This is a genomic window from Paenibacillus sp. GCM10023250, assembly GCF_042653205.1.
Classification (GTDB): domain Bacteria; phylum Bacillota; class Bacilli; order Paenibacillales; family Paenibacillaceae; genus Paenibacillus_Z.
In genome coordinates this window covers 50,515-75,537 of sequence record NZ_JBHSHY010000015.1, presented here as the reverse complement: position 1 = coordinate 75,537, position 25,023 = coordinate 50,515, and the positions used below count along the sequence as shown (strand labels likewise).

The 25,023-nt window shown below is 65.7% G+C and carries 18 protein-coding genes and 1 other annotated feature; of the genes, 5 read left to right on the top strand and 13 right to left on the bottom strand.

From position 1 onward, the window contains the following. Positions 1-38 precede the first annotated feature (38 nt). The 4 genes from ACFPB1_RS14135 to ACFPB1_RS14120 all read left to right on the top strand — a co-directional run bounded on the left by ACFPB1_RS14135 (position 39) and on the right by ACFPB1_RS14120 (position 4,675). Entirely contained in the window at positions 39-1,526 is a 1,488-nt protein-coding gene (locus tag ACFPB1_RS14135; RefSeq protein ID WP_379226298.1) for a spore germination protein, read from the top strand. A gap of 4 nt (positions 1,527-1,530) precedes the next feature. Further along, positions 1,531-2,643: a Ger(x)C family spore germination protein gene (locus tag ACFPB1_RS14130; RefSeq protein WP_379226296.1), complete on the top strand. Its 1,113-nt coding sequence runs from the start codon at positions 1,531-1,533 to the stop codon at positions 2,641-2,643. Then, a complete protein-coding gene (locus ACFPB1_RS14125; protein ID WP_379226294.1) occupies positions 2,640-3,770 on the top strand; it encodes a GerAB/ArcD/ProY family transporter in 1,131 nt (376 codons plus the stop codon). Before ACFPB1_RS14130 ends, ACFPB1_RS14125 begins: the two co-directional genes overlap by 4 nt. A gap of 185 nt (positions 3,771-3,955) precedes the next feature. Next, complete coding sequence (locus ACFPB1_RS14120; RefSeq protein WP_379226292.1) at positions 3,956-4,675, top strand: TIGR02206 family membrane protein; 720 nt, start codon at positions 3,956-3,958, stop codon at positions 4,673-4,675. Here ACFPB1_RS14120 and ACFPB1_RS14115 read toward each other — a convergent pair. From ACFPB1_RS14115 to ACFPB1_RS14100, 4 genes are all read right to left on the bottom strand, one after another. Beyond that, positions 4,672-5,190, bottom strand: coding sequence for a DMT family transporter (locus tag ACFPB1_RS14115; protein ID WP_379226290.1), 519 nt, complete (start codon positions 5,188-5,190; stop codon positions 4,672-4,674). The two genes, ACFPB1_RS14120 and ACFPB1_RS14115, sit on opposite strands and share 4 nt — an antisense overlap. Before the next feature lie 11 nt (positions 5,191-5,201). Then, entirely contained in the window at positions 5,202-5,900 is a 699-nt protein-coding gene (locus ACFPB1_RS14110; protein WP_379226288.1) for a Crp/Fnr family transcriptional regulator, read from the bottom strand. A 44-nt stretch (positions 5,901-5,944) separates the two neighbouring features. Continuing rightward, complete coding sequence (locus ACFPB1_RS14105; RefSeq protein ID WP_379226286.1) at positions 5,945-6,373, bottom strand: DMT family transporter; 429 nt, start codon at positions 6,371-6,373, stop codon at positions 5,945-5,947. Between the two features lie 133 nt (positions 6,374-6,506). Continuing rightward, the gene (locus ACFPB1_RS14100; protein ID WP_379226284.1) at positions 6,507-8,189 is read right to left on the bottom strand and encodes a glutamine--tRNA ligase/YqeY domain fusion protein; all 1,683 of its coding nucleotides are present in this window, start codon (positions 8,187-8,189) and stop codon (positions 6,507-6,509) included. Positions 8,190-8,300: 111 nt separating this feature from the next. Beyond that, positions 8,301-8,556 (bottom strand) — a binding site (T-box leader). 195 nt (positions 8,557-8,751) lie between these two features. Here ACFPB1_RS14100 and ACFPB1_RS14095 point away from each other — a divergent pair. Further along, positions 8,752-10,383 carry an S-layer homology domain-containing protein gene (locus ACFPB1_RS14095; RefSeq protein WP_379226282.1) on the top strand — a complete coding sequence of 544 codons (1,632 nt, stop codon included), beginning with the start codon at positions 8,752-8,754 and terminating at the stop codon, positions 10,381-10,383. A gap of 171 nt (positions 10,384-10,554) precedes the next feature. On the opposite strand, the gene ACFPB1_RS14090 is transcribed toward ACFPB1_RS14095, so the two are convergent. From ACFPB1_RS14090 to ACFPB1_RS14050, 9 genes are all read right to left on the bottom strand, one after another. Continuing rightward, positions 10,555-11,043: an NUDIX hydrolase gene (locus ACFPB1_RS14090; protein WP_379226280.1), complete on the bottom strand. Its 489-nt coding sequence runs from the start codon at positions 11,041-11,043 to the stop codon at positions 10,555-10,557. 158 nt (positions 11,044-11,201) lie between these two features. Then, on the bottom strand, positions 11,202-11,780 hold the full coding sequence (locus ACFPB1_RS14085) for a peroxiredoxin (RefSeq protein ID WP_379226278.1): 579 nt from the start codon (positions 11,778-11,780) through the stop codon (positions 11,202-11,204). Positions 11,781-11,833: 53 nt separating this feature from the next. Then, entirely contained in the window at positions 11,834-12,082 is a 249-nt protein-coding gene (locus ACFPB1_RS14080; protein WP_379226276.1) for a glutaredoxin family protein, read from the bottom strand. 27 nt (positions 12,083-12,109) lie between these two features. After that, positions 12,110-13,060 (bottom strand): thioredoxin-disulfide reductase, encoded by a 951-nt coding sequence (gene trxB / locus ACFPB1_RS14075; RefSeq protein WP_379226274.1) that lies wholly within the window; start codon positions 13,058-13,060, stop codon positions 12,110-12,112. A 273-nt stretch (positions 13,061-13,333) separates the two neighbouring features. Further along, complete coding sequence (locus ACFPB1_RS14070) at positions 13,334-14,053, bottom strand: winged helix-turn-helix transcriptional regulator (protein ID WP_379226272.1); 720 nt, start codon at positions 14,051-14,053, stop codon at positions 13,334-13,336. Then, complete coding sequence (locus tag ACFPB1_RS14065) at positions 14,020-14,424, bottom strand: Fur family transcriptional regulator (RefSeq protein ID WP_379226270.1); 405 nt, start codon at positions 14,422-14,424, stop codon at positions 14,020-14,022. Before ACFPB1_RS14065 ends, ACFPB1_RS14070 begins: the two co-directional genes overlap by 34 nt. A gap of 179 nt (positions 14,425-14,603) precedes the next feature. Then, positions 14,604-15,347 (bottom strand): methyltransferase domain-containing protein, encoded by a 744-nt coding sequence (locus tag ACFPB1_RS14060; protein ID WP_379226266.1) that lies wholly within the window; start codon positions 15,345-15,347, stop codon positions 14,604-14,606. 405 nt (positions 15,348-15,752) lie between these two features. Continuing rightward, positions 15,753-16,325, bottom strand: coding sequence for a DNA-3-methyladenine glycosylase I (locus ACFPB1_RS14055; protein ID WP_379226264.1), 573 nt, complete (start codon positions 16,323-16,325; stop codon positions 15,753-15,755). Positions 16,326-16,520: 195 nt separating this feature from the next. Beyond that, positions 16,521-24,863, bottom strand: coding sequence for a GH36-type glycosyl hydrolase domain-containing protein (locus ACFPB1_RS14050; protein ID WP_379226262.1), 8,343 nt, complete (start codon positions 24,861-24,863; stop codon positions 16,521-16,523). Between the last annotated feature and the right edge of the window lie 160 nt (positions 24,864-25,023).

Below are 25,023 nucleotides of genomic sequence, written 5' to 3'. Positions count from 1 at the left end.
TTGTTCCATCATTTAGCTTGCCGCGAGGACGGTTCATCATGACAGAGATCAAGACCCACACAGACGCGCTCGGCGAGCTGCTCGCCGCCGCGCGGCGTTCGAGCGACTTCGCGTCCGGCACGCTCCCGTACACGGATCCGCCGGTCGCGATCGCGTATTTCAAGACGCTGGTCGACGACGAGCTGCTGCGCGAGCATCTGCTGGAGGCGCTCCAGACCCGGCTGCCCGTGCCGTGCCGCGGTCTGGAGGACATCGCGCGGGCGCTGCCGATCGACGGCATCGAGCTGACGGACGACATCGACGTCATTCAATACAAGCTGTTCAAGGGCCACGTCCTGCTCCGGTTGGACGGGCGGGATTCGCGCTGCGCGCTCGTCCCGCTGGAGAGCCGCAGGGGGATCCGGCAGAGCAATATTACCGAGAGCGAGTTCAGCGTCGTCGGAACGAACGTCGGCTTCATCGAGGACCTGGAGACGAACATCCGCCTGATCCGGAACCAGCTGAACGTGCCGAACCTCGTCGTGAAGGAAGTGTCCGTCGGCAGCGTGTCGCGCTCCCGGGTCGCCGTGCTGTACCTCGACGGCGTCGCCAACGAGGACCACGTCGCCCATATGCTGCACCGCCTGAACGCCGTCGATTTCGACGTGCTGTTCGACACGTCCCAGCTCGATCAGCTCCTCTCCGACGATTCGAGGTCGCCGTTCCCCCTATTCACGACGACCGAGCGGCGGGACCGCGTCGCGTTCGCGCTGCTGATGGGCCAAGTCGCCGTCACGAGCGAAGGCTCCGCGTACTTCATGCTCGGCCCGTCGACGCTGTTCGATTTCTTCCTGTCCACGGAAGATTATTTGCTCCCTTGGACGCTGGCCTCTTTCTTCCGCATCATCCGGGTGCTGGGGGTCGTGTATTCCGTGTTCGCCTCGGCCTTGTACGTCGCGATCGCGACCTTCCACTACGAGGTGGTACCGACCGATCTGCTGGGGCCGCTCGTCAACTCGCGGATCAACATCCCCTTTCCCCCGGTCATGGAGGTGCTGTTCCTGGAAATCACGGTCGAGCTGCTGCGCGAGGCGGGCGCGAGACTCCCGAAGCGGATCGGCCAGACGATCGGCGTCGTGGGCGGCGTCATTCTGGGACAAGCGGCGGTCGAAGCCGCGCTGACGAGCAATATTCTGATCATCATCGTGTCCCTGTCGGCGCTGGCCTCCTTCGTCACGCCGATCTACAAGATGTCGAACACCATCCGCTTCATCCGTTTTCCGATCATTCTGCTGGCCGCCGTCTGGGGAGGGCTCGGCATCCTCATGGGCTGCGGCTTCCTGCTCGTGCATCTGACGCGCCTGCGGTCGCTGGGCTCGCCGTACACCGCCCCCTTCTACCCGCTGCGGTTCAAGGATTGGAACGACAGCCTGATGCGCGCCTCGTACCAGCGCCTGAACGGCAGGGCAGGCTATCTCAGGCCGCAACATCCCATACGGTACAAGCCGAAGCCGGTCAAGCGCGAAAACCGGCTGGACAAGGAGTGACGCCATGGCTGCGATCCCCCCGATTCTCCGCGCGGCCATGGCCGCCGGGGCGGCCGCCCTGCTGAGCGCCTGCGGCAGCCAGCAAGTGATCGATAAAATCAGTCTGGCGCAGGCGGCCAGCTACGACTTGGACGGCAGCCGGACCGTGACGGCCGTGCTGGTCGGCGATTACGCCAAGAAAGGCGAGACCCGGGCCGATCTGCTCGACACCGGGTCCAATTCGCGCCTCGACATGATCCCGCGGCTGCAGACCAAGTCCGGCAAGACGCTGGAGTACGGGCAGCTGCGGATGGTCGTGTTCGGCAAAGCGTTCGCGGCGCGGGGGATTGACGCCATCCTGGAAAATTTCTTCCGCGATCCCAAAATATCGAGCCGTCTCCAGCTGGCCGTCGCCGACGGCGAAGCGCGGAAGCTGCTCGCCGAGTCGGGCAAGCAGCGCGACGCGACGTACTTGCGGACGCTCGTCGAAGACAACATGAAGCACGGGAACCTGCCGCGCCTCGGCTTTCAGAAGACGCTGTTCGACTACTACGGGGAAGGCCGGGACATCGTCCTGCCCTATCTGACGACGGATCGGGGCGAAATCACGGTCGGCGGGGCGGCTTTGTTCAAGGGGGACGCGTACGCGGAGCGCGTGGACGCCAACGAGGCTTTCCTGCTGAAGCTGCTGACCGGCAGCGCCCGCGACGGCAGCTATACCGTCGCCCTGCCCGGGGCCGCGGACGGCGACAGCCTGGTCATCCGGTGCCTGTCGTCCAAGACGAAGCTGCGCCTCCTGCAGCAGCCGCCCGTGCCGGCGATCCGGTTCGACGTCCGGCTGAACGTCCTGCTCCAGGAGGTGCCGCACGCGATGCGCGCGATGACGGAACGGGAATTGGCGAAGCTCGAGGAAGAGCTGGGGCGCACGCTCGCGAGGCGGATCGAAGCGTTCGCGGCCGACTGCGCGAAGAAAGGCTTGGACCCGCTCGGGCTCGGGGATTTCGCGCGAAGCCGGACGAGGGGCTGGCGGGCGGAGACGTTCTACGCCGCGTATCCGTCGCTGAAGGCGGAAGCGAAGGTCGGCCTGCGCATCGCGCAGACGGGCGTGGGCAAAATGGGGAATAGACTGGCGAGGTGATCGAAGTGAACGCGGAGACGAAAAGCGCACGCTATACCGTGTCTTCCCTGCATCTGCTGAGCGTTCTGTACGTCAGTGCGGTCGACATCAGCCTGATGGGCTTCCAGCGCGAGGCTGTCGAAGGCGCGGGCCACGATGCCTGGGTCGCCGTCATCGCGGCGGGCATCGGCATCCATGCGGTGCTGTGGCTGATGTACAGCACGGCTTCGCGCCTGCCGCACGCGGACGCGACGCTCGCGGCGATCAACGTCCGCTGCTTCGGGCGGCCGCTGGGCAGTGCGCTGAACGGGCTGTTCGTCCTATTCGCGCTGCTCGGCGCCTTCCTGACGTTCCGCTCGTACATTGAGATTTGCAAGATCTGGATGTTTCCGTCGATGAATTTCTGGCCGTTCAGCCTGCTGCTGCTCGTGCTGGTCTATAACGCGGTCAGCGGCGGCTTCCAGACCGTCGCGGGCATTTGCTTATGGGGGCTGCTGAGCGTCATGCTGTTCATCGCGCCGTTCACCTTCCTGCTCCTGCCGATGCTCCATCCCCAGAACCTGCTGCCGCCGTTCGACCATTCACTCCCGCAATATTGGGATTCGACGAAGGTGATGGCCGCCCAATACCTCGGCGTCGAGGTGCTGCTGGTCGCGTATCCGTTCATTCAACACCCCGCCCAATCCCGGCGCTGGGCCCACGCGGGCGTGCTGCTGGCAACGGGCATGTTCATGTTGATGCTCCTCGTCGTCTATATGTACTTCAGCGAGGGGCAGCTGCTGGAAACCGTCTGGCCGACGCTGAACGCCATGTCCGTGCTGGAGATCCCGCTCATGCAGCGGCTGGAATACCTCATCCTCTCCATCTGGCTGTTGAAAATCGCGGCCAACATCTCGCTCGGCTTGTGGGCCGCGTGCCACACGGCGAAGGTGGCGTTCCGGGCGCAGCCGCGCGTCATGCTCGTCCTGTCGCTGCTCTTGCTCGCGGCGATGCAATGGTTCGTGAAGGACATGAACGACCTGAACGCCTTCCGGTCGGTCTATCACCGGGCCGGATTGGGCCTGCTGTTCGGGTTCGTTCCGCTCCTGTTCCTGCTCGCACGGCTGCGCATCCGGACGCCGCGCCCGGAGAATGAAGCCGGCGCGTGAAGCCGGTGCCGGGCCGGCGCGAAGCCGACTCGCGCGGCGCGGGCAGCCGCCGTTCGTACGCGCCGATACCCCGAACCCGCGCCGGGCCAAGGAAGCGTTGTCCGGCCGCGCTTACAGGAATTCGCGCCCCTCGCCGCGAATTCCCTTGGATAGCCAAGCCGCTTGGCCAACCAGGAGGTGCCCCCATGCGCTCGTTTTTCGATCCGGTCCTCGGTTCCGACCGGTTCGCCGCGTTCTCCGCAGCGCACGTCGCCGCGCTCGCCGCGCTGCTGCTGCTCGGCGTGCTGCTCTACCGGTACCGTGCGGCCATCCGCGGCCGGGCGCCGCTTCGCGCGGCGGTCCGCTTCGGCCTGGTCGCGGCGCTCGCCGTGCCCCAGGCGGCGCTCTTCCGATGGTACGCCGCCGAAGGGCTGTGGGACGTCCGCTACACGCTGCCGCTCGAGCTGTGCAGCATCACGCAGCTGCTTGCTATCGCCATGCTCGCGGCGCGCAGCCGACTGCTCTACGGCATCGTGTATCTCGCCGGCATCGGCGGGGCGCTTCAGGCCATGCTGACACCGGATCTCGTGTATCCGTTTCCGCACTTCCGCTTCTTCCACTTCTTCGTCGTGCATATGGCGATCATTCTCGCTCCGCTGTACATGACGTGGATCGAAGGCTTCCGTCCCGCGTGGAAGGACATCGGCGTCGCGATGGTGTTCCTGAACGTGCTCGTCGTGACGGTCGGACCGCTCGATTATTGGCTGGACGCGAACTACATGTTCCTGCGCCGCAAGCCGGAAGCCGCCTCGCTCCTCTCGGTGCTCGGCCCGTATCCGTACTACCTGATCGCCGAGGAAGCGATCGCGCTCGCGATCTTCGTCCTCCTGCTCCTCCCGTTCCTGCGCCGGGGCTCCAAGCCCTAGCGCGGCCGCGTCAGGACGTCTTCGCCGGGACCTCTCCCCCGGCGCGGCGTCCTTCTTCGCGTTCCCGCGCGCGGACTGGGCTTTTCGCCGAACTTGAACACGAGCACGCCCGCCGCGATGACGAGCACGCCGATCGCCTGCCGCGGCGTCACCGCCTCCTTCGCCAGCCCCATCCAGCCCTGCGCGTCCCACAGCAGCGAGAACGCCAGCTGTGCGTTCAGCGAGATCGCGACGGCATACGTCGGACCCAGCCGCCGGATGCCCTGCACGAGGCAGGTGACCACGCCGACGCCGAGCAGGCCGCTGAACCAATACCACGGCTCCATGGAACGGAATTCGAACATGCGGCCGCCTTCGGACAGCAGCCCGAGCGACAGCGAAGCCGCGAAACCGAGGCCGAGCACGAGCGCCGTCGTCGCCGCGCCGCCCGCGCGTTCGCTTACCTTGCTGTTGAACATATTTTGCACGCTCACGAGCGCGCCCGCGAGCAGCGCCCATAGCATTCCCGTCAGCATCCCGATCGCTCCTATTCGTAGATATTGCGTCCCGCGCGAGCCCGCAGGCCCGCCCGGTCCTGCACGGCGATGAACCCTCTGCCGCGTTCGATCAACCCTTCGTCCGCGAACTGCTGCAGCACGCGGTTCACGTGCCGGTAGCTCGTGCCGATCAGGTTCGCGGCATCCCGGAGCCCGGAGGTGCCGAGCCGTCCGCCATCCGGCGCGTCCGGCTCCTCGAAGGTCACCGCAAGCAGATAGCTCGCGAGCCGCACCTCGACCGGATGCATCAGATTGAAGCTGAGCGAAAGCGACTTGGCGAAGAACTTCCGCGACACGATGTCGAGCAGAAACCGCAGCAGCGGCGCATGGTCGGCGGCGTGCTGCCGCAGCCGGGCATACGGCACGCCGATGACGAAGCCCGCCGAGACGGCCTCCACTGTGTTCAGGATATCCGCGCCCTGCACGTATTCGATATCCCCGATCGCGTCGAGCGGCGTCTTGAAGCTGAGAATGAGCGTCTTCCCCTCCGCCGACGTCGTGTAAATCTTGATTTTCCCCTTCACCAGCACGTACAGCCACGCCGCCGGATCGCCCTGCCTGCACAGAAATTCGCCCGGCTCGAACCGGTACAGCCCGACATGCGGCAGCAACGGCTCCGGAAATACGCGCTCGAGGCCGTGCTCCCGCATGAACCGCGCCAGCAGCCCGCGATCCTTCGCTTCCTTCATTCGCGCTTCGTCCCCCTTATCACCCATTGCAGCGTTATAACGCCTTATGGCAGGCCGAGTATGGCCACGCCGGCAATCATGATGCCGATGCCGATCAGCTGCGGCAGCTTCATGCGCCGCTTCGGCACGCCGAACCAGCCCCGGCCGTCGATCACGAAGGTCAGCCCGAGCTGCGCGATCAGCAGCACGGACGTCGTCATCGTCGCGCCGTTATGCCGGATCGCCTGCACGCTGCTGAAAATGACCACCGCGCCGAACGCCCCGCCGATCAGATAGAGCGGCTTCACCCGCTTCAGCTCCCGCCAGCCGGTGTCCCGCGCGGCGAGCAGCATCGCCAGCGCCGCGACGAACCCCGTCAGCTGGGTCAGCGCGGCCGCCTGCCACGTCCCGATGCCCGCGCCGATCCGCGCATTGGCCACGCCCTGCAGCATGACGAAGAAGCCGCCCAGCACCGCGGATACGATTCCTTTCACTGCCTGTTCCCTCCCGCGCTTCCTGTCTTCGTCCATTAAATAACGGCCTGCGGGGCGGCGGGAAGGACATATGTCCCAACGAGGCGAAAAGCGTTCGGCGGCAGCACGAGGTCAGCTCGGAAGGCCCAGCCGTCTACCGCCGGTTCCAGCCGTCCTTCAGCGGCACGATCCGGTTCAAGACGAGCCGGCCGCCCGCCGCAGACTTCGGATCCGCGTAGAAGAATCCGTGACGGATCAATTGGAAGCGGTCCTCCGGCCGGGCGTCCCGCGCGGACGGCTCCAGCAGCGCGTCCTGCACGACGACGAGCGATTCCGGATCGAGCGCCTCCGCCCAGTCGGCGGCTCCGCCGTCCGTATGCGGCAGCTCGCCATCGCGTAGCAGCCTCCCGTACAGACGAACGTCGGCGCGGACGGCGTGCGCCGCGGACACCCAATGGATCGTCCCCCTTACCTTGCGTCCGGCGAAGCCCGTGCCGCTCTTCGTCTCCGGATCGTACGTGCAGCGCAGCTCGGCGATTTCCCCGGTCGCAGGATCGCGGACGACGTCCTCGCAGCGGATGAAATACGCCCCCTTGAGCCGCACCTCCGCGCCGGGACTGAGGCGGTGAAAGCCCTTCGGCGGCTCCTCCAGGAAATCGTCCCGTTCGATGTAGAGCGTCCGCGAGAACGGCACCTCCCGCTTGCCGAGCGCGCCGTTCTCGGCGTTGTTTTCGATCGGCAGCCGCTCCGTCTCGCCCTCCGGGTAGTTCGTAAGGACGACCTTGAGCGGCCGCAGCACCGCCATCAGCGCGGGGACGCTCGCCTTCAGATCCTGCCGCAGGCAGTGGTCGAGCAGCGAGATGTCCACCGTACTCTGCGTGCGGATGCCGCCGATCTCGCTGATGAAGCGCCGGATGCTGGCCGGCGTGAAGCCGCGCCGGCGCAGGCCGCGCAGCGTCGGCAGCCGCGGATCGTCCCAGCCGTCCACGAATCCGCCTTCGACCAGCTGCCGCAGAAACCGCTTGCTCGTCACCGCACCGGTCAGGTTCAGACGCCCGAATTCCCGCTGCCGCGGCGGCTCGGCGACGCCCAGCTCGCGCAGCACCCACTCGTACAGCGGGCGGTGGTCCTTGAACTCGATGGAGCAGAGCGAATACGTGATGCCCTCGATCGCGTCCTGAATCGGATGGGCGAAGTCGTACATCGGGTAGATGCACCACGCCGTCCCGGTCCGGTAATGCTCGGCGTGCAGGATGCGGTAGAGCACCGGGTCGCGCAGGTTCATGTTGGGCGAGGCCATGTCGATCTTGGCGCGCAGCACCTTGGACGCCGCCGGAAAGTCTCCGCGCTTCATCCCTTCGAACAGCGCCAGATTGTCCGCGACCGCGCGGTCCCGGCATGGGCTGTTCCGGCCCGGCTCCGTCAGCGTTCCGCGATAGGCAGCCACGTCCTCGGGGCCGAGGTCGCAGACGTACGCTTTGCCTTTGCGAATGAGCGTCAACGCCGCCTCATAGATGCGGTCCGAATAATCGGAGCCGTAGTAGATATGAGCGCCCGGGTCGTACCCGAGCCACTTGATGTCTTCGATAATCGCGCGGACATACGCCATGTCCTCCTTGAGCGGATTCGTGTCGTCGAAGCGCAGATGGAACGCGCCGCCGTACCGTGCGGCCATGTCATGGTTCGTCTGAATGGCATACGCGCTCCCGATATGGAGATAGCCGTTCGGCTCGGGCGGGAAGCGGGTTCGCATCGGTCTTCCGAATGGATGGGACGCGAGTTCCTCTGAGATCGCTTTCGCTAAGAAATGTTCCGTTTCGGCATGTTCGTCAATCATGGCAAGGCGCCTCCTCTAAGCGGATTGAGGCGGATTCATCCGGGCGCCGCCGGACGGCGGGCGCGGCATCCGCGAAAAAACAAAAAAAATTTCACCTCCAAGACCGTCGGTCTTGGGGACGAAATTTTCGCGGTGCCACCCCGTATTCGTTCATGCGTCGCCGCATCAACCTCTTCGAGTACGGCGCTTGCGCGAGGCAAGGCGATACTCTAGCCCTGTAACGGGAGCGCCCGTCGTGCCATCCCCGCGCGCGGTTCCGGCACGCAGCTCCGAGACTTGGTTCGCGGCGGGCGCCAGGCTCCCTCTCAGCTGCCGGAGCTCTCTGGACAAGCGCGTCGTCCGTTACTCTTCTCTTCATCGCGTTTGCGTTTCCATGATGCTTCCTAGCTTACCAAATCCCGCCATCGGCTGTAAACCGGCAAGAGCACGGTTTTTCCAGCGGACGGGAAATTCCCAATAATTGAGGCTGGGTATTCCGAATCCGATCGCGTACGATGGATCTTTGGGCGTCGTCATCCTTGGCGCCGCTATGCAACTACGATCCGAAAGCGAGACATGCCCCATGATTACTAGCGGTTTCTTCCATCGTCCGATTTTTGCTCTAATGCTTATTATCGGCATGACCTACGGCTTTTATCCCCATGCGGCCGCGGCCGCAGCGGCGCCGAACGCCCTGCCGTACGACGATATACGCCCGAATTATGCCGAGGAAGCGATCGTGAACATGACCAAGCTCGGGTTCGTGACGGGAACGGGTCCGCGGCGGTTCGAGCCGGACAAGGCGATTACCCGCGCCGAGTTCGCGACGATGCTCGAGCGGCTGCTCGGCATCCAGCCGGTCTCCGCGGCCATCCCCGCGTTCACCGACGTCCCGGCCTCCGCCTGGCATTACGGCTGGGTTCAGGCGGCGGTTCAATTGAACCTCGTGCAGGGCGCGTCGCCATCGCGCTTCGAGCCGAACCGTCCCGTCACCCGCGAAGAGGCGGCCGTGCTGCTCGCGCGGGCGGCGAAGCAGTCCCTGCCGCCGGCGTCTTCCGTGCCGGACGGCCTGTACGGCGACGAGGCGCGGATCGACGACTGGGCGCTGCCCGCCGTCTACCGGCTCCGGCAGCTGGATCTGATGGGCGGCGATGCCGGGGGGTTCCGCCCGCGGGATGCCATCACACGGCAGGAAGCGGCCGTGCTGCTGAACCGTACGTGGACGCACGCCGATTGGGCTGCGCGAATTCAAGCGGCGGCGCCGTCCCCGATCCAGCTCGGCTGGCAGTATGACCAGACGACGCTGCAGTACGAAGGCCAAGTCGCGAAGTCCGAAGTCAACACGCTGGCGCCGCGTTGGTATTTCCTCGGGAAGACAGGAGCCCTCGAAGACGGTACGGACGCCGCGCTCGTCACCTGGGCCCACGCCCGCGGCAACCGCGTATGGGCGATGGTCGGCAACCATTCCGACGCGGCCGCGACCCACGACATGCTTGCGAACGCAGGCCGGCGGCAGGCGTTCGTGCAGCAGCTCGCGGATCGCGTCCGGCTGTACGGCCTCGACGGATTGAATATCGATTTCGAGAACATGCTGCCCGAGGACCGCGACGCCTTCACGGCGTTCGTCGCGGCGCTCGAGCAGGCGCTGGATGCCTCGCATGCCGCGGTGTCCGTTAACGTCTCCCCCGATCTCGGCACGGACTGGACCGCCGTCTTCGACTACGCCGCGCTCGCGAACGCCTCCGATTACATCGTGCTCATGGGCTACGACGAGCACTGGGACGGCGATTCGGTCGCAGGCTCTGTCGCCTCGCTCCCTTGGGTGCGGCAGGGCTTGGCGACGCTGCTGCGGGAAGCGCCCGCCGGCAGAGTTATCCTCGCGCTGCCGCTCTACACGCGCCAATGGACGCAGACCGGCGGCGGCGCCGCGTCATCCCTGGAGATCGGGCTCCCGGAACAGAACGCCCTCGTCCGCGCGAAGAAGCTCGCGCCCCGCTGGGACGACGCACTCGGGCAGTACTACGCCCAGTACGCCGACCGGACGCAGCTGAACCGCCTCTGGCTGGAGGACGGCCGCTCGCTGTCGCATAAGATCGGGCTCGGCGCCGCGAATGCCGTCGCCGGCTACGGCTACTGGTACATGGGCGGAGAAACCACCGACATGTGGACGAGCGTCCGCAACGCGATCCGGTTCGACGCGTATGCGTTCGCCTAATCGCGGCGGCGGGACACGGCAAAAAAGGCGGCATCGAGGCTCGAGGCGATGCCGCCTTTTTGCCGCGCGCATTCATTCGCACGCGGGACGATTCGCGTCGCGGTCCGTCCAAACCGTATCGGTCCCTACGCCCGGCGGCCATGGGAGCTGACGCACGCGGCGGATATCCGTTCATTCCTTATCCTTATGCTTGATATAAAACAGGAGGCCCGCCCGATCGACGTCGGCGAATTGCAGCGGGTCTCGCGCCATCATGCGCCGAATCTCATCGACCGTCGCCCAGTGCGGCCGCAGCGTTTCATCGCCCGATTCGAGCAGTTCCCCTTTCGCCTTGCATCGAAAATAAACGCCAACGGAATCGATCGGCCCTTTCGTCGTTTGATAAGCCGCGAACGGGCGGATGCATTCTACCTCAAAGTCGGGGTTCATGCCCGCCGTCTCGATTCGCGTCTCCTCGCCTTCGATTTCGACGATGTCAAGCCCCGTTTCTTCTTTGACTTCCCGGACGAGCGCTGCGACGAACGATTCGAAGGGCTCGATTCTCCCGCCCGGCAGTTCGATTCGCCGCGGCCCGCCGGGCTTGTTCCGCGTTTGAACGATAATTTCGGCGCAATCGCCGACGGTTCGCTCGATGATCGCGCGCGAATTGACGTAGAACATGTCACAGTCCCCTTTCCGCTTGGTATCCCATAAAGATTCCACGCGCAAGGCCCGCGGTCCTTGTCTCCGATCGCCCCAGGCGTCTTATACGCGCGAAAAAGACCCCGGCCCGTAAAGGGACGGAGTCTTCGCGATCGGAAGCGCCGCGGCACGGATGATCAGCCCAGCGTTTTGTCGCCCGGCTTCCAGTTGACCGGGCACAGGCCGCCGGATTGCAGCGCCTGCAGCACGCGCAGCGTCTCGTCGACGCTCCGGCCGACGTTCATGTCCGTGACGACCTGGTAGCGCAGGATGCCTTCCGGGTCGACGATGAACAGGCCGCGGTGCGCCGCGCCTTCTTCGCTCAGGATGCCGTACGCGTGCGCCGTTGCCTTCGTGAAGTCGGACGCGATCGGGAAGCGGATCGGGCCGATGCCGTTCTTGTCGACCGGCGTCTCGATCCAGGCGCGGTGCGTATAAACGCTGTCGACGGAAGCGCCGAGCACTTCGCAATCCAGGCTCTTGAACTGCTCATACGCTTCGCTGAAGCCGACGATTTCCGTCGGGCAGACGAACGTGAAGTCATACGGCCAGAAGAACAGCACGAGCCACTTGCCGCGATAATCGGAGAGCGAGACGTTCTCCTCGAGCGTCTCGAGGTTTTTGGTCGAAGGCAGCGTGAATTCGGGCGCGGGCAGGCCGACTTTGGCGAACGGGTACACGGCGGTTGGTTGGATGGTCGTTGGTTGAATGGTCATAGTGTAGAATCCTCCTGTGTATGGGAATGAATGGCCTAATCGCGGCGTACGACTTACGCTTGCAGCTCCGCGACGGCGCGGTTCAGCTGCGTCTGATTGAAGCCGAGAATTTTGGCTTCGCCGATGACGGTCACGGGCACGGAACGCATGCCCGTATTCCACAGTTCCTCGGCGTACTTCTCGTCCTGGTCGATATTGCGCTCCTCGTAGGCGACGCCGCGGTCGCTCAGGAACGATTTCACTTGCTTGCAGAAGTTGCAGTGCGTGCTCGTATAGACGATTACGGGGTTGGCATTAGACATAGTTATTCCTCCTTCGGTGGATGTCATTCAAACGGTAGCGGCCGAGGCTTCGAACGCTTCGGATGCTTCCAGGAACCGTTCGGCGTCGAGAGCGGCCATGCAGCCCGTGCCGGCGGCGCTGATTGCTTGGCGGTACCGGCTGTCCTGGACGTCGCCGCACGCGAAGATGCCGGGAACGTTTGTCTCCGTGGTACCGGGCTTCACGGCCAGGTAGCCGTGATCGTCCGTCGTCAGCTGGCCGCCGAGGAATTTCGTGTTCGGCGTATGGCCGATGGCGATGAAGACGCCGTCCGTCTCGAGCAGCTCTTCTTGGCCGGTCGCGTTGTTCAGCACTTTAAGGCTTTTCACGCCTTTGTCGTCCGCGACGACCTCGAGCGGCGTTCGGCCGAGCGCCCAGCTGATTTTGGCGTTGTCACGCGCTCTCGCTTGCATGATCTTGGAGGCGCGGAGCTCTTCGCGGCGGTTGACGACGACGACTTCCGAGGCGAAGCGCGTCAGGAAGCTCGCTTCCTCCATGGCGGAGTCGCCGCCGCCGACCACGAGTATTTTCTTGCCGCGGAAGAAGAAACCGTCGCAGGTGGCGCAAGTGCTGACGCCGCGGCCGACGTTGTCGCGCTCGCCGGGAATGCCTAAGTATTTCGCCGAGGCGCCGGTCGAGATGATGAGCGTTTCGGCTTGCAGCTCCCCGAGCCCTTCCACCTTCAGCGTGAACGGCCGCTTCGACGCGTCGACCTCGGTGACCCAGCCCGTCTTGAACTCGGCGCCGAACCGTTCGGCTTGCTTGCGCATGTTGGCCATCAGCTCCGGTCCCATGATGCCGTCCGGGAAGCCCGGGAAGTTTTCCACTTCGGTGGTCGTCGTCAGCTGTCCGCCCGGCTCGGGGCCTTCGATGACGAGCGGGTTCAGGTTCGCTCTCGCTAAGTAAATGGCGGCCGTCAATCCGGCCGGGCCGGTACCGACAATGATCGTTTTTCGCATGCGGTTCCCTCCATCTTTATATTTAGATTTAGTTTAATTATTGGGCACAAAAAAATCATACCATCCATGCGCAAGGCTTGCATGAAGGTATGATGAAGCGATCATGAAGGTATGATGAAGAGTCGGTAAAGGTTCGATGAAGAGCGCGGCGCGGTTCCCGAAACGACGCCGAATAGGATCATGCGGCTGATCGCAGGGCGATGCCGCCCGCTTGGGACAGCCGCAGGGCGGCCTTCGATTACCGAAGGCCGCCCTGCGGAGCCGCGCTTGCGCTTATTCTCCTAGCCGGTAGCCGACGCCGCGCACGGTCGCGATGTAGACCGGGCGCTTCGGGTCGTCGCCGAGCTTCTGCCGCAAGCTCTTGATATGCACGTCGATCGAGTTGCTTCCCCCGAAATAGCCGTCGCCCCAGATCGCCTCCATGATGTCCTGACGGGACAGGACGCCGCCGTCCGACGTTAGGAGGACACGCAGCAGGTCGAATTCGGTCTTCGTCAGGTCGATCTTCTCGCCGCGGTGCAGGACGATGATCCGTTTCAGGTCCATTTCCACGTCCTTGAACCGCAGCCGGTCGGCGGACGCGTCGGGCGCCTGCGGCTTGCTCAGGCCCGCGAGCGCTTCGATCCTCGCGAGCGCCGTCTCGAGCGCCGACGGCCATTCCAGCGTGTGGCCCTCCGGCACGGGCCGCACCGTGCGGCTGCCGATCAAATAGAGACAGTCGGCCGAGCCGGCCGCCTGCGCCGGAACATCCTCCTCCGTCCCCCACGTGAGGTCCACGACGATAAGGTCGTTTTGAAGCAGGGACAGCACGGATTCCTTGGCGCTATGGAACATCAGCACGTCGTAGCAGCGGGCCATCAGCTCCGAGACGAGCCCCTGCAGGCGTGCGGGAAACGGGCTGATGACGACGATTCTTCGCGTCGTGTCGCAGAACGCGCCGTCCGGAAAAGCATCCGCGTTCAATGCGTCGATTGGCTGGCCGGCGTCCGACATTCCGCGCACACCCCTTTGAATAGAAATTGTTCCTCCGAAATCGCGTACCCGGTCTCATGCTCGATCCGGCGAAGCCACTCCTTCGGCGAATCCGTCATCACTTCGCTTACTTTGCCGCAGGATACACAGACGATGTGCTGATGATCCTCGGTCCGCGCGTCGTAGCGGCTGGCGTCCTTCTCAAGCTTCAGCTCGCGGATGAGCCCCTGCTCGGTCAAATAGCGCAGCGAATTATAGACAGTCGCGTAGGCGACGCTTTGGCCTTGGCTCTTCAGGCGGTCGATGATGTCCGAAGCGGTCGGATGGTCGTGCGAATGGGTCACGATATCCAGGATCAGCTTTCGGGGCGCGGTCAACGTTTGGCGGGACATCCGATTCCCCTCCTCGCAATTTTAGACTTAGTTTAAATTTAATCCTTCCAACCGCTTTCGTCAAGCCGACGGCGAATTCCCCGCAAGGACGCCGCGTTCTCGCCTGGACAAGGACAATGGTTCCCCGGAAAATTGTTCCCCCGGACGCGCATGGCTGTGCTTTCGGTTGTTAGTCAGGCTCAACCGCCCTTCTTCCGCCCGGCGTACGCATACATCGTGATGCTGTAGAAGAACTGTCCGGCTTCGCCGAGCGCATGCTGCTCCGCCAAGAAGGCGGCATAGTCTGCTTCCGCGACGAGGCCCCGCTTCGCCATCGCGCCGAAATCCATGGCGCGCTCGTACCCGTAATAGCCGGGCTCGAAGCGCGTATCCGTCAAGACGAAGGCCTCCACGGCGCCCTCGAACAGGCCGCTGCCGTTCAGGTGCTTCCAGAGGCGGCGGCCCATCCAGGCGTCGCAGTCGTCCATCCACGCCTGCTGCCAGTCGCTGTACGCCTGCACGAGCCGGCGCACGCGGTCTTTGTCCGTGCCGTCGAACAGCTGGGTGTCGAAGTCGAGATGCGCCATCACCGTTTGCCCGCCGGGCTTCAGCACGCGATGGATGTCGCGGAGCAGCGCCGCTTTATCGACGATGCATTCCAGCAGGTTGATGGAATAGACCGCATCGAACACGCCGTCCTCGAACGGCAGGCCCGCCGAAATATCCATCGCCGCGAAGCGGAACCGCCCGTCGCCCGCCGCCGCCGCTTCGGCCTCCGCGATCCCGGCCGCGGAGGCGTCCACGCCGTAAAACGACGCGTCGTGCAGCCGCTCGCCGAGCGCGAGCAGGTCTCCGCCGTTCCCGCATCCCAAATCGAGGACGCGCATGCCGTCCCGCAGCTCGAGCTTCCCCAGCACGAACTTCTTCAGCTCCTTCTTCTCCATGGCTGATCGCTCCCCTTTCGCCTCTTCGGCCCGGTCGTCCCGCTCGAACCGGGCCGCCGGAATAACAAAAAGCTCTCGTCTCCAATGCTTAGAGACGAGAGCTTAGCTCCCGCGGTACCACTCTACGTGCCGAAACGCGCTTCGGCCGCTCACAGGTATAACGGTCCTTCGCCGGACCCGCCTACTTCGTTTCGGCGGATCATCTCCCGGGTGCGCTTCGTATCCGCGTGCACGTGCCGGCTTCCACCGTCCCGGCTCGCTGCGGCGTGCATCGCGGATCTACTCTCCCGTTCATGGATCTTCCTCTATGAGAAGCAAGAAACTTATTCCAGTTATACCCCGGAAGCCGAATCGCCGTCAAGCGCCAATCGCGCCGCATGCCGCGCCCGGCCAAAACACCCATCCTTAAGACGGCCGGACGCCCGCATGGTGAAAATCGCAATCGCGTGTATGGTCGTCGACCATCCCGGACGCCTGCATCAGGGCATAGCAGATCGTCGATCCGACGAACTTGAAGCCGCGCTTCTTCAAATCCTTGCTGAGCGCGTCGGATTGCGGCGTCGTCGCCGGCACCTCGGCGGCGGACCGCCGGTCGTTCCGGATCGGCGTTCCGCCGACGAACCGCCAGATATAGGCGTCGAAGCTGCCGAACTCCGCCTGCACCTCCAGGAAGCATCGGGCGTTCGCGACGGCCGAACGGATCTTCAGCCGGTTGCGGATGATGCCTTCGTCGGCCGCCAAGGCCTCCAGCTTGTCCTCGTCGTAGGCCGCCACCCGTACCGGATCGAAGGCGTCGAATGCCCGCCGGTACCCTTCGCGCTTCTTCAGCACGGTGTACCAGCTGAGGCCCGCCTGCGCGCCTTCCAGCGACAGCAGCTCGAACCACTTCCGGTCGTCATGGACGGGGACGCCCCATTCATAATCGTGATAGTGCTGATAGAGCGGGTCTTCGTTGACCCAAGCGCATCGTCTCGGCATCGCTCGTCCAGCATCCTTTCCAGCCAAATTTCGATCGTGATTCCTGTCCCTATCCTAGCAAAAATCGAACATATGTTCCACTTTTTTTTTTACCGCCGCCCCCTGCCCCCCGCGATAAAACCGAAAACGGCCGCCCGGCCGCATCGACAGCGATGCGCCCGAACGGCCGCCCCGGTCAAGCCGAGCGCGGGCCCGTCAGAGGGTCAGCTCGATATGGTGAACCGCCCGATCGTCCGCGAGCGGGATGGACGCTCCATCCTCGGAAGCCCCGGCTTCCAGCGCCACGCCGTTCCCGTCGATCGCGAGCGCCGACAGGCCGGTCGACTTGCGTGACGGATTGAGGACGCGGATGCGGTACTCGGCGCCCTTGTACGCGTAGGTCATCTCGAATTCCGGCCAATCGGACGGAATGCACGGCTTTACGATCAGCCGGTCGCCGCTGCGCTTCAGCCCGAGAATCCATTCCACGCCCGCCTGGTACATCCAGCCCGCCGCTCCCGTGTACCACGTCCAGCCGGCATGGCCGCGATGCGGAGGCTCCGAGTAAATGTCAGCCGTCATGACGTACGGCTCCCCGACGTAGGTTCGTGCCTCGAGCTGGGATTTCGTATGCGAGATCGGGTTGAACAGGTTGAACAGTTCGAACGCCTTGTTCCCGTCCCCGAGCAGGCTCCAGGCCACGATGCTCCAGATGACGCCGTGCGTGTACTGGCCGCCGTTCTCGCGGATGCCCGGCGGATAGGCTTGAATGTAGCCCGGGCTCGGCTCCGTCTTATCGAACGGCGGAGTCAAAATATGGGCGAGGCCGAGGCTCCGGTTCACGAGCTCGCGGTCGAACGAACGCATCGCCTGCTCGGCGCGGTCCGGCGGCGCCATGCCGGAGATGACCGACCAGGATTGGGCGATCGCGTCGATCCGGCACTCCGCGTTGTGCACGGTGCCGAGCCACGTGCCGGCGTCGGTGAAGGCGCGGCGGTACCATTTGCCGTCCCAGGCCGCTTCCTGCATCGCCTCCGCCAGCTCGCGGCGGGCGTTCCGGTACCGGTCCGCCCGCTCGGCGTCGCCGCGGCGCTCGCAGATATCCGCGATGCCGCGCAGGACGTCGCCGAGGAACCAGCCGAGCCAGACGCTCTCGCCGCGCCCTGCCGGGCCGATGTTGCTCATGCCGTCGTTCCAGTCGCCGATGCCCATGAGCGGGAGCCCGTGCTCGCCGATCCGGCCGAGGGCGCGGTCGATCGCGCGGAAGCAGTGGTCCAGAATCGTGCCGCTCTCCCCGGCAAGCACCGTCTCTTCGTAGCGCTCGTGTTCGTCCGCGGACAACGGTCCGCTCTGCAGGAACGGCGCGGTTTCCTCCAGGAGGCTTACGTCGCCCGTATGCGACACGTACCGCGCGACGGCGTACGCCAGCCACAGCAGGTCGTCCGAGAATTTCGTCCGGATGCCGCGGTGCGTCTCTTCGTGCCACCAATGCTGCACATCGCCTTCGAGATACTGGTGCGAGGCGTGGCGGATGATCTGCTGCCGCGTCATGTCCGGCCGGCTGTGCAGCATCGACAGCGAATCCTGCAGCTGGTCGCGGTAACCGAAGGCGCCGCCGGCCTGATAGAAGCCGGAGCGCGCCCACATCCGGCAGGACAGCGACTGGTACAGCAGCCAGTTGTTCAGCATGTAATCCATTTCGGCCGACGGCGTCTTTACCCGGATCGTGCCGTTGATGCCCTTCCAATAAGCGCGCATCTCTTCGAGCGCCAGGTCGCAGGCTTCGGGCTCGCGGTACTTGCGGGCGAGCCGGGCCGCGGCTTCGCGGGAATCCGCGCAGCCGAGCAGGATATAGACGACGCGCTCCTCGCCGGGCCCGAGCGCGACGGACGCCTGGACGGCCCCGCACGCGTCGTACGACGGGCCGGTCTCCCCGGACAGCCGCGTCCGGCGCATCGCGTCCGGCTCCTCGAGATCGCCCTTGCGCCCGACGAACGACAGCCGGCTGCCGGTCCAGGAACGGTCCGCTTCGCCCGCCGGCGGGTTGACGGCCAGGAACGCCGTCGCCTCGCGGAAAGTATCCTGGTACCCGTTGCGGGCCAGCAGGATGGCATCCTCCGCATCCCATTCCGTTAGGATATGGGACGCGTTCCCTTCGCGGTGGACGCCGATGACCCATTCGGCATAATACGTCACGGACAGCCTGCGGGCATCGTCCGTGACGTTCTTGAGCCGCAGCCGGACGATCTTCACGGCATCCTCCGGCGGAACGTACACCGTCATGTCCTGCCGGATGCCGAGACGCTCGGTCTCATAGCGCGAGTAGCCTTGGCCGTGCGCCACGGCGTACGCCTGCTCCGTCTCCCGCTTGCGGGAAGGCGCCGGCCCCCAGTACTCGCCGCTGTCCTCGTCGCGGACGAAAACGGCCTCGCCCGGCGGATCGAGCGCGGGATCGTTGGACCACGGCGTCAGCTTGCACTCCCGGCTGTTGCGCCACCACGTATGCCCGGTGTAGAGCTCGGAGGCCAGGCAGCCGAACGTCGGATTCGCGATCGCGTTGATCCACGGCCCCGGCAAATGCTGGCCGCCGCGCAGCACGATCCGGTATTCCGAGCCGTCCTCCGCGAAGCCGCCGTAGCCGTTGTAGAACGCCAAGCCCGCTGCGTCGTCGGCCGCCGCGGCGGACGACGGATAGCGGTTCGGCGCCGCCGCGGGCGCCAGCTCTGGCGGCTGCCCGCCGCCCTTCGGCTCGTGCGGCTGCAGCTGCGCCCGCAGGCTCGGGCCGTCCGCTTCCAGCACCAGGCGGGCGACAGCGAACAGCAGATGCTTGTCCGCCTCGGCCTGCGCCTCCGCCGCCACGATATGAACGCCCGCCCCGCCGTCGCGGTTCGGAGCGAATTGCTCGATCAGCCGCAGAATCGCCTCCCGCAGCTCCTGCTGGTAGCCGCCGTCCGATTCGTTCCAGACGACGAGGTCGAAGAGCACGCCTTTCTGCCGCAAATATTCGTATCCGACCAGCAGCTTGTGAACGAACGGCAGGTTCGACGTGTCGGCGATGCGCACGAGCGCGACCGGCCGGTCGCCGGAGACGCCGTGCGCCCATAAGCCCGGCTGGCCCTGCGCGTTCGCTGCGATGCTCGCTTCCTGTTCGGGCCGCAGCGCCGACGGATAGAGCACGCGTCCCGCCAGCAGCTGGTAGGCCGCCGCGTCCGCGTCCGTGATCCGCAGATGCTGCAGGTCGATCTGGCTCCGCGTCCAGGCGAGCCGGAACGATCGCTCCGCCTGCTCTTCCGTCGTCAGCGACGCCGCGATCTCGAGCGCCTGCTCCCGGCTGTCGGCGACGCCGGTCACCGCGGTCAGGCTGACCTGCTCGCCCGGCTCGAGCCGGATGCGCCGGCGCAGGATGAACGCGGGATCCGCGACCGAGCCGGTCGCCCCGCCGAGGCGCGCATCCAGACCCGCGGGCCGCGCGAGCGTGTGCCCCCGGCCGATGAAGGCGGCGCGGTCGGTCTCGAACTCCGGCTCGCCGAGGCCGCTCCCGCTTCCACCAAAGGCGTGAAACGCCCACAGGGACCGCTCGCCTTCGCTGCGGGGCCGCTTGCGCGCGAGCAGACACTGCGCTTCCGGCGCGTATTCCGTCTGAAGGAACAGCTTCGTGAAGGCCGGATGCGCCTTGTCCGCGTCGTGGGCCGCCATGGCGAGCTCCAGGAACGTCGTCGCCTCGAGGACGCATGCTTCCCGCGACCCGTTCGTCAGCGTGAGCCGCCTCAGCTCCGCGTTATGCTCCGCGGACACGGTGACGTCCAGCCGCGTCTCGATGCCCGCGTCCTCGCGAAGGAACGTCGTCCGCTCCCGCATGAACTGGACCCGCTGCTTGTCCGCCGGCGCGCGGCACGGCTGATAGGACGGCGACCAGCAGACGTCGCGGGCCGCGTCCCGAATATAGAGGTAATTGCCCCACGGATCGAGCACGGGATCCTCCCGCCAGCGGGTCACGTCGAGACCGTTGTAGCGGATGAACCCCGCGCCGGTCTCCGTGACGACCGTCGTCAGCGCCCCGTTGCCGTGCACGTTCGCTTCCGGCGCGGGCGCCGGCACCGCCCCGAACTCCCGCAGCGGCGCGTTCTGCGCGGGCTTCGGCTCGCTTCCGCCGCGCGACCGGCCGGGCAGCTCCCGCGTCAGAACCGCCGATTTCGGCGGAATGCGCTCGATCAGCAGCAGCTCGGCGGCCCGGACCCGCCTGTCGGCATGGAAATCATCGATCATGCAGTTCGGCGCGAGCAGATTGGCGAGCGTCAGCAGGCTCATGCCCTGGTGATGCGCCATGAAGCTGCGGATGACCTTGTGCGATTCGCCCTGCGGCATCCGTCCCGCCGTAAAGTCGATCGCCTCGTAATAGCCGTACCGGCCGCGCGCCCCGAGCGATTCCATCCGGTCCAGACTGTCCAGCCCTTCCCGCAGCGCGTACGGCAGCGCCATGATCGTTGCGTACGGCGAGACGACCAGATCCTCGTGCAGCCCGCGCTTGAAGCCGAGTCCCGGCACGCCGAACGCCCGGTATTGGTAGTTGAGCTGGTAATCGAAGGCGTAATAGCCCGATTCCGATATGCCGAACGGCACGCCGCGCTCCTTCGCGTATTCGATTTGGCGCCGCACGACGCCGCGGTACGTGCTGTCCCAGATCGTGCCGGGATACGTCCGCATGATCAGCCACGGCATCATGTATTCGAACATCGTGCCCGACCACGATATGAGCGCCGTCTCGCTGCCCTGCTTCTTGGCCGTGCGGCCGACCGCGAGCCAGTGGGCGACGGAAATTTGGCCGAGGGCGATCGCGACGAAGCTCGTCTGCCTCGCCTCCGACGCCAGCAAATCGTACAAAATCGCGTCCCGCCGCCCCGAATCGGCGTGATAGCCGAGCACGAAGAGCTTCGCTTTATGGTCGTACAGCTCGCGGAAGTCCGTCGCGACGATCAGCCGCTCCAGCCGCTCGGCCAGCTCGTAGCCGCGGCTGATCCACACCGCCGCGCCCGGCTGGGTCCGGCCGTCCGGGTTCCGCTGCCGCCGCTTCGCGTCGTACAGCTCGTCCGGACGCGTCTGGTCGAGCTCCAGCGCGAATTCCGCGCCGACGGCCGCGAGCGGCCCGGGCGCGGCGCCCTTGGCCTGCCAGCCATCCGCCCGCAGCCAGCGGAGCAAGCCCTGCTTGACCGTCATGAGGCTGGCCACGAAGTTGCCGGAATCCACGGTCGAGACGTACGCGGGACGCAGCAGCTCGAGCGACTTGGTGTCGTACCAGTTGTACAGATGCCCGTGCCACTTCTCCATCCGTTCGACGACGCCGACGGTCCGCTCGAGCCGATCGATCATGTCCGGCGTCGAGATGAAGCCGAGCTCCCTCGCAGCGACGGCCGCCGCCAGGAGGAAGCCGATATTGGTCGGCGAGGTCCGGTGGGCGACGCCGTTCGGCGGATCGATCTGCACGTTGTCCGGCGGGAGGTAATGATCCTCGCGGCCGGCGTAGTCTTCGTAGAACTGCCAAATCTCCTTGGCCAGTCCGCGCAGCCGCTCCGCCTCCGCCGCTTGAAGCGGCCGGCTCTCCGCCATGGCCGGCCCGTCCAGCCACCGCACCGCGAGCGGGGCGAGCGCCCAGAACAGGCTCAGGGCAAGCCCGAACCAGAGGATGCCGCCGGACGCCCCAGTCGCCGCGGCCGCCGCGAACAGTACGATGAGCGCGTAGCCGCCGCCCGCGCCGAGCATCGCCGGCCGCCGCGCGTTCCCTTGGCTGCGTTCCGTCTGCGAGAAGCTGGTCCACTCCAGCAGCCGGCGCTTGCTGACGAACATCCGATAGACGGTCTTCAGGACGGCATCCAGCAGGACGGCCGTCTGGAACGGCAGCGTCCACAGTCCGATAACCGCCAGCACGAGCGTCGCCCACAGCCGCCGCGGCCGCGGATCCGCCGGATCGAGCGCCGCGAACTGCCTCAGGAGCGGCAGCAGCAGCGTCAGGAACAGCACCGTCAGCCAGCGCCATGCATAGCCGGGCAGCACCGTGACCGCGAGCGCGAACAGGACGAAGAGCGCGACCGGCAGCAGGCTGCGGCGCAGGTTGTCGACGATCTGCCAGCGGGTGAGCAAGGACAGATCGATCGGCTGCAGCGCGCCCCTGCGGTCGCACAGCCGGGCCCGCAGCCAGCAGAGTAGCTGCCAGTCGCCGCGCACCCAGCGGTGCAGCCGTTTCTGGAACGAGAGAAACGTCGACGGATGCTCCTCGATCAGCTCGATGTCGGATACGAGCCCTGCGCGCAAAAATCCGCCTTCGAGCAAGTCGTGGCTCAGCACCGTGTTGTCGGGAATCCGTTCGCCGAGCAGGCGGCCGAACACGTCCACGTCGAAGATGCCCTTGCCCGTGAAGATCCCGACCCCGAGCGCGTCCTGGTACGGATCCGACACGGCGAACGCGTACGGATCGATGCCGGGATCGGACCAATAATACGCGAGTCGCGAGCGCATGGCGGAATTATGGCTCGTGCCGACGCGCGGCTGCAGCACGCCGTAGCCTTCGACGACGCGCGTCCCCGCCGCGTTCAGCCGCGGCCGGTTATACGGCAGATGCAGCGTGCCGATCAGCCGCTGCGCGCTGCCGAGCGGCAGCTGGGTGTCGGCGTCGAGCGTGATGATGTACCGGATACCCGGCAGCACGCCCGCGTCGCCGTGCCGGATGTCGTAGCTCGTCTCCGCGCTCCCGCGCAGCAGCTCGACGAATTCGACCAGCTTGCCCCGTTTGCGCTCCCAGCCCATGAATACCCCTTCGCCCGGGTTCCACTGACGGCGGCGCTGGTAGAAATGGAAGGTCGGCCCGTCTTCGCCGCCCCCGTACTGGTCGTTCAGCCGGTCGATCTTCGCCTTGCCGGCGGCGACGAGCCGGTCGTCGGCCGCCAGCCGTTCCTCCGGCGCGTCGGCGAAATCCCCCAGCAGGGCGAAGTGGACGTTCCGGTCCCGGTTGGCCAGGTAGTGGATCTCCAGCCGGTCGGCAAGCTCCTCCACTTCCTCGGCCGTCGACCAGATGGCCGGAATGATCACCATCGTCGAGGCCTCGGCCGGAACGCCGCTCGAAAAATCGTACCGCAGCAGCGGCCGCGTCCGGAACAGCCGCTCAATGCCGAAGTGCAGCCCGGTCGTGACCCATTCGCTGACGGGGAAGAGCAGCGCCGCGACGATCGCGACGACGCCCGCCGCCGTCAGGCCGGTCCGGCCGCCGCCGATCCAGACCGCCGCCGCTGCCGTCAACAGCGCGAACAAGACCAGCAGAGACGCAAAATAGCCCATAGGCGCGCGTTTGGCAACGCTCGCGCCGGGCATGCGCTTCGGGCTGCTGCATTGTTTCAGCGAGCGGACGAGCGATTCGACGCCCTTCGGCTCGAACAGGTAAAACGCCGCGAACGCTTCGCGGGCGAGATCCCCGCGGATGCGGCCGTCGCGCTCGGCAGCGGCGTCCGGCGCCGGCGCCTGGCTCTCGGCCGGGCCGCCGGCGGGCGCCGGTGCGCCGCCGCGGCGTTCGAATTCATGCTTGGATAGCGCAAGCGCCTGTGCGGCGACCAGCGTTTCCGGGACGCGCATCCGCCGTGCGAGCTCCGCGATCCGGTTCAGCAGCTCGTTCCGGCTGGACGCATCCAGCCGGACGTAGAGGCCGGAGACGTCCTCGCGCATCGTGCGGTCGAGCAGGCTGATCGTCGCGAACAGCTCGTTCCAGTCGCGGCGCTCGTTGCGCCGCAGACTCGTGATCAGATTGCCCGCCTTAGCCTGGTACGCGGTCTGCAGCTTGGCTTCGTACGTAACGACGCGGTCGAGGTCCTCCGAGCCGTTCTCGTATTTGCAGACGAGCCACTCGCGCACGGCCGCCGTGTCGCCGGACCATTCCCGCAAGTGGCTGATCAGATGCGCCGCCCACGGACCGGACAACGGCTCGCTCTGCCCCGCTTCCTCCAGTGCCTTGCCGATGATCTCGGCGTTCAGCTTGGCCGGCTCGATCCGATCCAGCAGCTCCTGCACTTGGCCGCACACCTCGCGCCGGTCGCGGACCATCGCCATCGTTTCGGCGAGCCGGCCAACCAGCGCGATTTTCAGCATAAGCGGAATCGAACGGGTCTCGGCCAGCGTCAGCACGGACACTTCCTGGTACGCGTTCAAATAGGCCGCGAGCGTCTCCTCGCTCAGGACGCCGTCCACCTGGTCGAGATAGGCCGTGCAGACCGCGTGAATGCGCAGCTTGCCGCCTCCGCGCAGCCGGGGCATGGGCGGGAACGCCTGCTTGGCGAGCTGCAGGCGGACGTCGAGCGCTTGCTCCTCGATGAATTCCGCGTTGTCGAGCAGCCATTCTTCCGCTTGCTGCCCGCAGCCGGGCGGCCCGTCCTGCAGCCGCGCCACGAACGCCCGCAAGCCCGCGGTGTCGGCCTCGAACTGCCGGCGCAGGTAGCCGGGCTGGCCGGCGGCGGGTTTGATGTGCTGCAGCAGCGCGAGCTCGTGCGCGTGCTGGCTTATTTTCTCAATCGTTATCGACATGAACTGGTTCCTCCGGAGTAATTCGGTGAATGAATGGACTACCAAATTATTCCCATCGGAACGGCATTTTATGTGCGATCTCCCTATTTTTTCTGATCCTATTTTTCAGAGAACGCAAAAAGCAAGCCGCCGACAGCGAGGTCGGCGGCTTGTTTTCAGT

Coding starts and splice junctions, on each gene's coding strand:
- ACFPB1_RS14135 (WP_379226298.1), top strand. CDS start 39: ATGACAGAGATCAAGACCCACACAGACGCGCTCGGCGAGCTGCTCGCC.
- ACFPB1_RS14130 (WP_379226296.1), top strand. CDS start 1,531: ATGGCTGCGATCCCCCCGATTCTCCGCGCGGCCATGGCCGCCGGGGCG.
- ACFPB1_RS14120 (WP_379226292.1), top strand. CDS start 3,956: ATGCGCTCGTTTTTCGATCCGGTCCTCGGTTCCGACCGGTTCGCCGCG.
- ACFPB1_RS14115 (WP_379226290.1), bottom strand. CDS start 5,190: ATGCTGACGGGAATGCTATGGGCGCTGCTCGCGGGCGCGCTCGTGAGC.
- ACFPB1_RS14110 (WP_379226288.1), bottom strand. CDS start 5,900: ATGAAGGAAGCGAAGGATCGCGGGCTGCTGGCGCGGTTCATGCGGGAG.
- ACFPB1_RS14100 (WP_379226284.1), bottom strand. CDS start 8,189: ATGATTGACGAACATGCCGAAACGGAACATTTCTTAGCGAAAGCGATC.
- ACFPB1_RS14095 (WP_379226282.1), top strand. CDS start 8,752: ATGATTACTAGCGGTTTCTTCCATCGTCCGATTTTTGCTCTAATGCTT.
- ACFPB1_RS14090 (WP_379226280.1), bottom strand. CDS start 11,043: ATGTTCTACGTCAATTCGCGCGCGATCATCGAGCGAACCGTCGGCGAT.
- ACFPB1_RS14085 (WP_379226278.1), bottom strand. CDS start 11,780: ATGACCATTCAACCAACGACCATCCAACCAACCGCCGTGTACCCGTTC.
- ACFPB1_RS14080 (WP_379226276.1), bottom strand. CDS start 12,082: ATGTCTAATGCCAACCCCGTAATCGTCTATACGAGCACGCACTGCAAC.
- trxB (WP_379226274.1), bottom strand. CDS start 13,060: ATGCGAAAAACGATCATTGTCGGTACCGGCCCGGCCGGATTGACGGCC.
- ACFPB1_RS14070 (WP_379226272.1), bottom strand. CDS start 14,053: ATGTCGGACGCCGGCCAGCCAATCGACGCATTGAACGCGGATGCTTTT.
- ACFPB1_RS14065 (WP_379226270.1), bottom strand. CDS start 14,424: ATGTCCCGCCAAACGTTGACCGCGCCCCGAAAGCTGATCCTGGATATC.
- ACFPB1_RS14060 (WP_379226266.1), bottom strand. CDS start 15,347: ATGGAGAAGAAGGAGCTGAAGAAGTTCGTGCTGGGGAAGCTCGAGCTG.
- ACFPB1_RS14055 (WP_379226264.1), bottom strand. CDS start 16,325: ATGCCGAGACGATGCGCTTGGGTCAACGAAGACCCGCTCTATCAGCAC.
- ACFPB1_RS14050 (WP_379226262.1), bottom strand. CDS start 24,863: ATGTCGATAACGATTGAGAAAATAAGCCAGCACGCGCACGAGCTCGCG.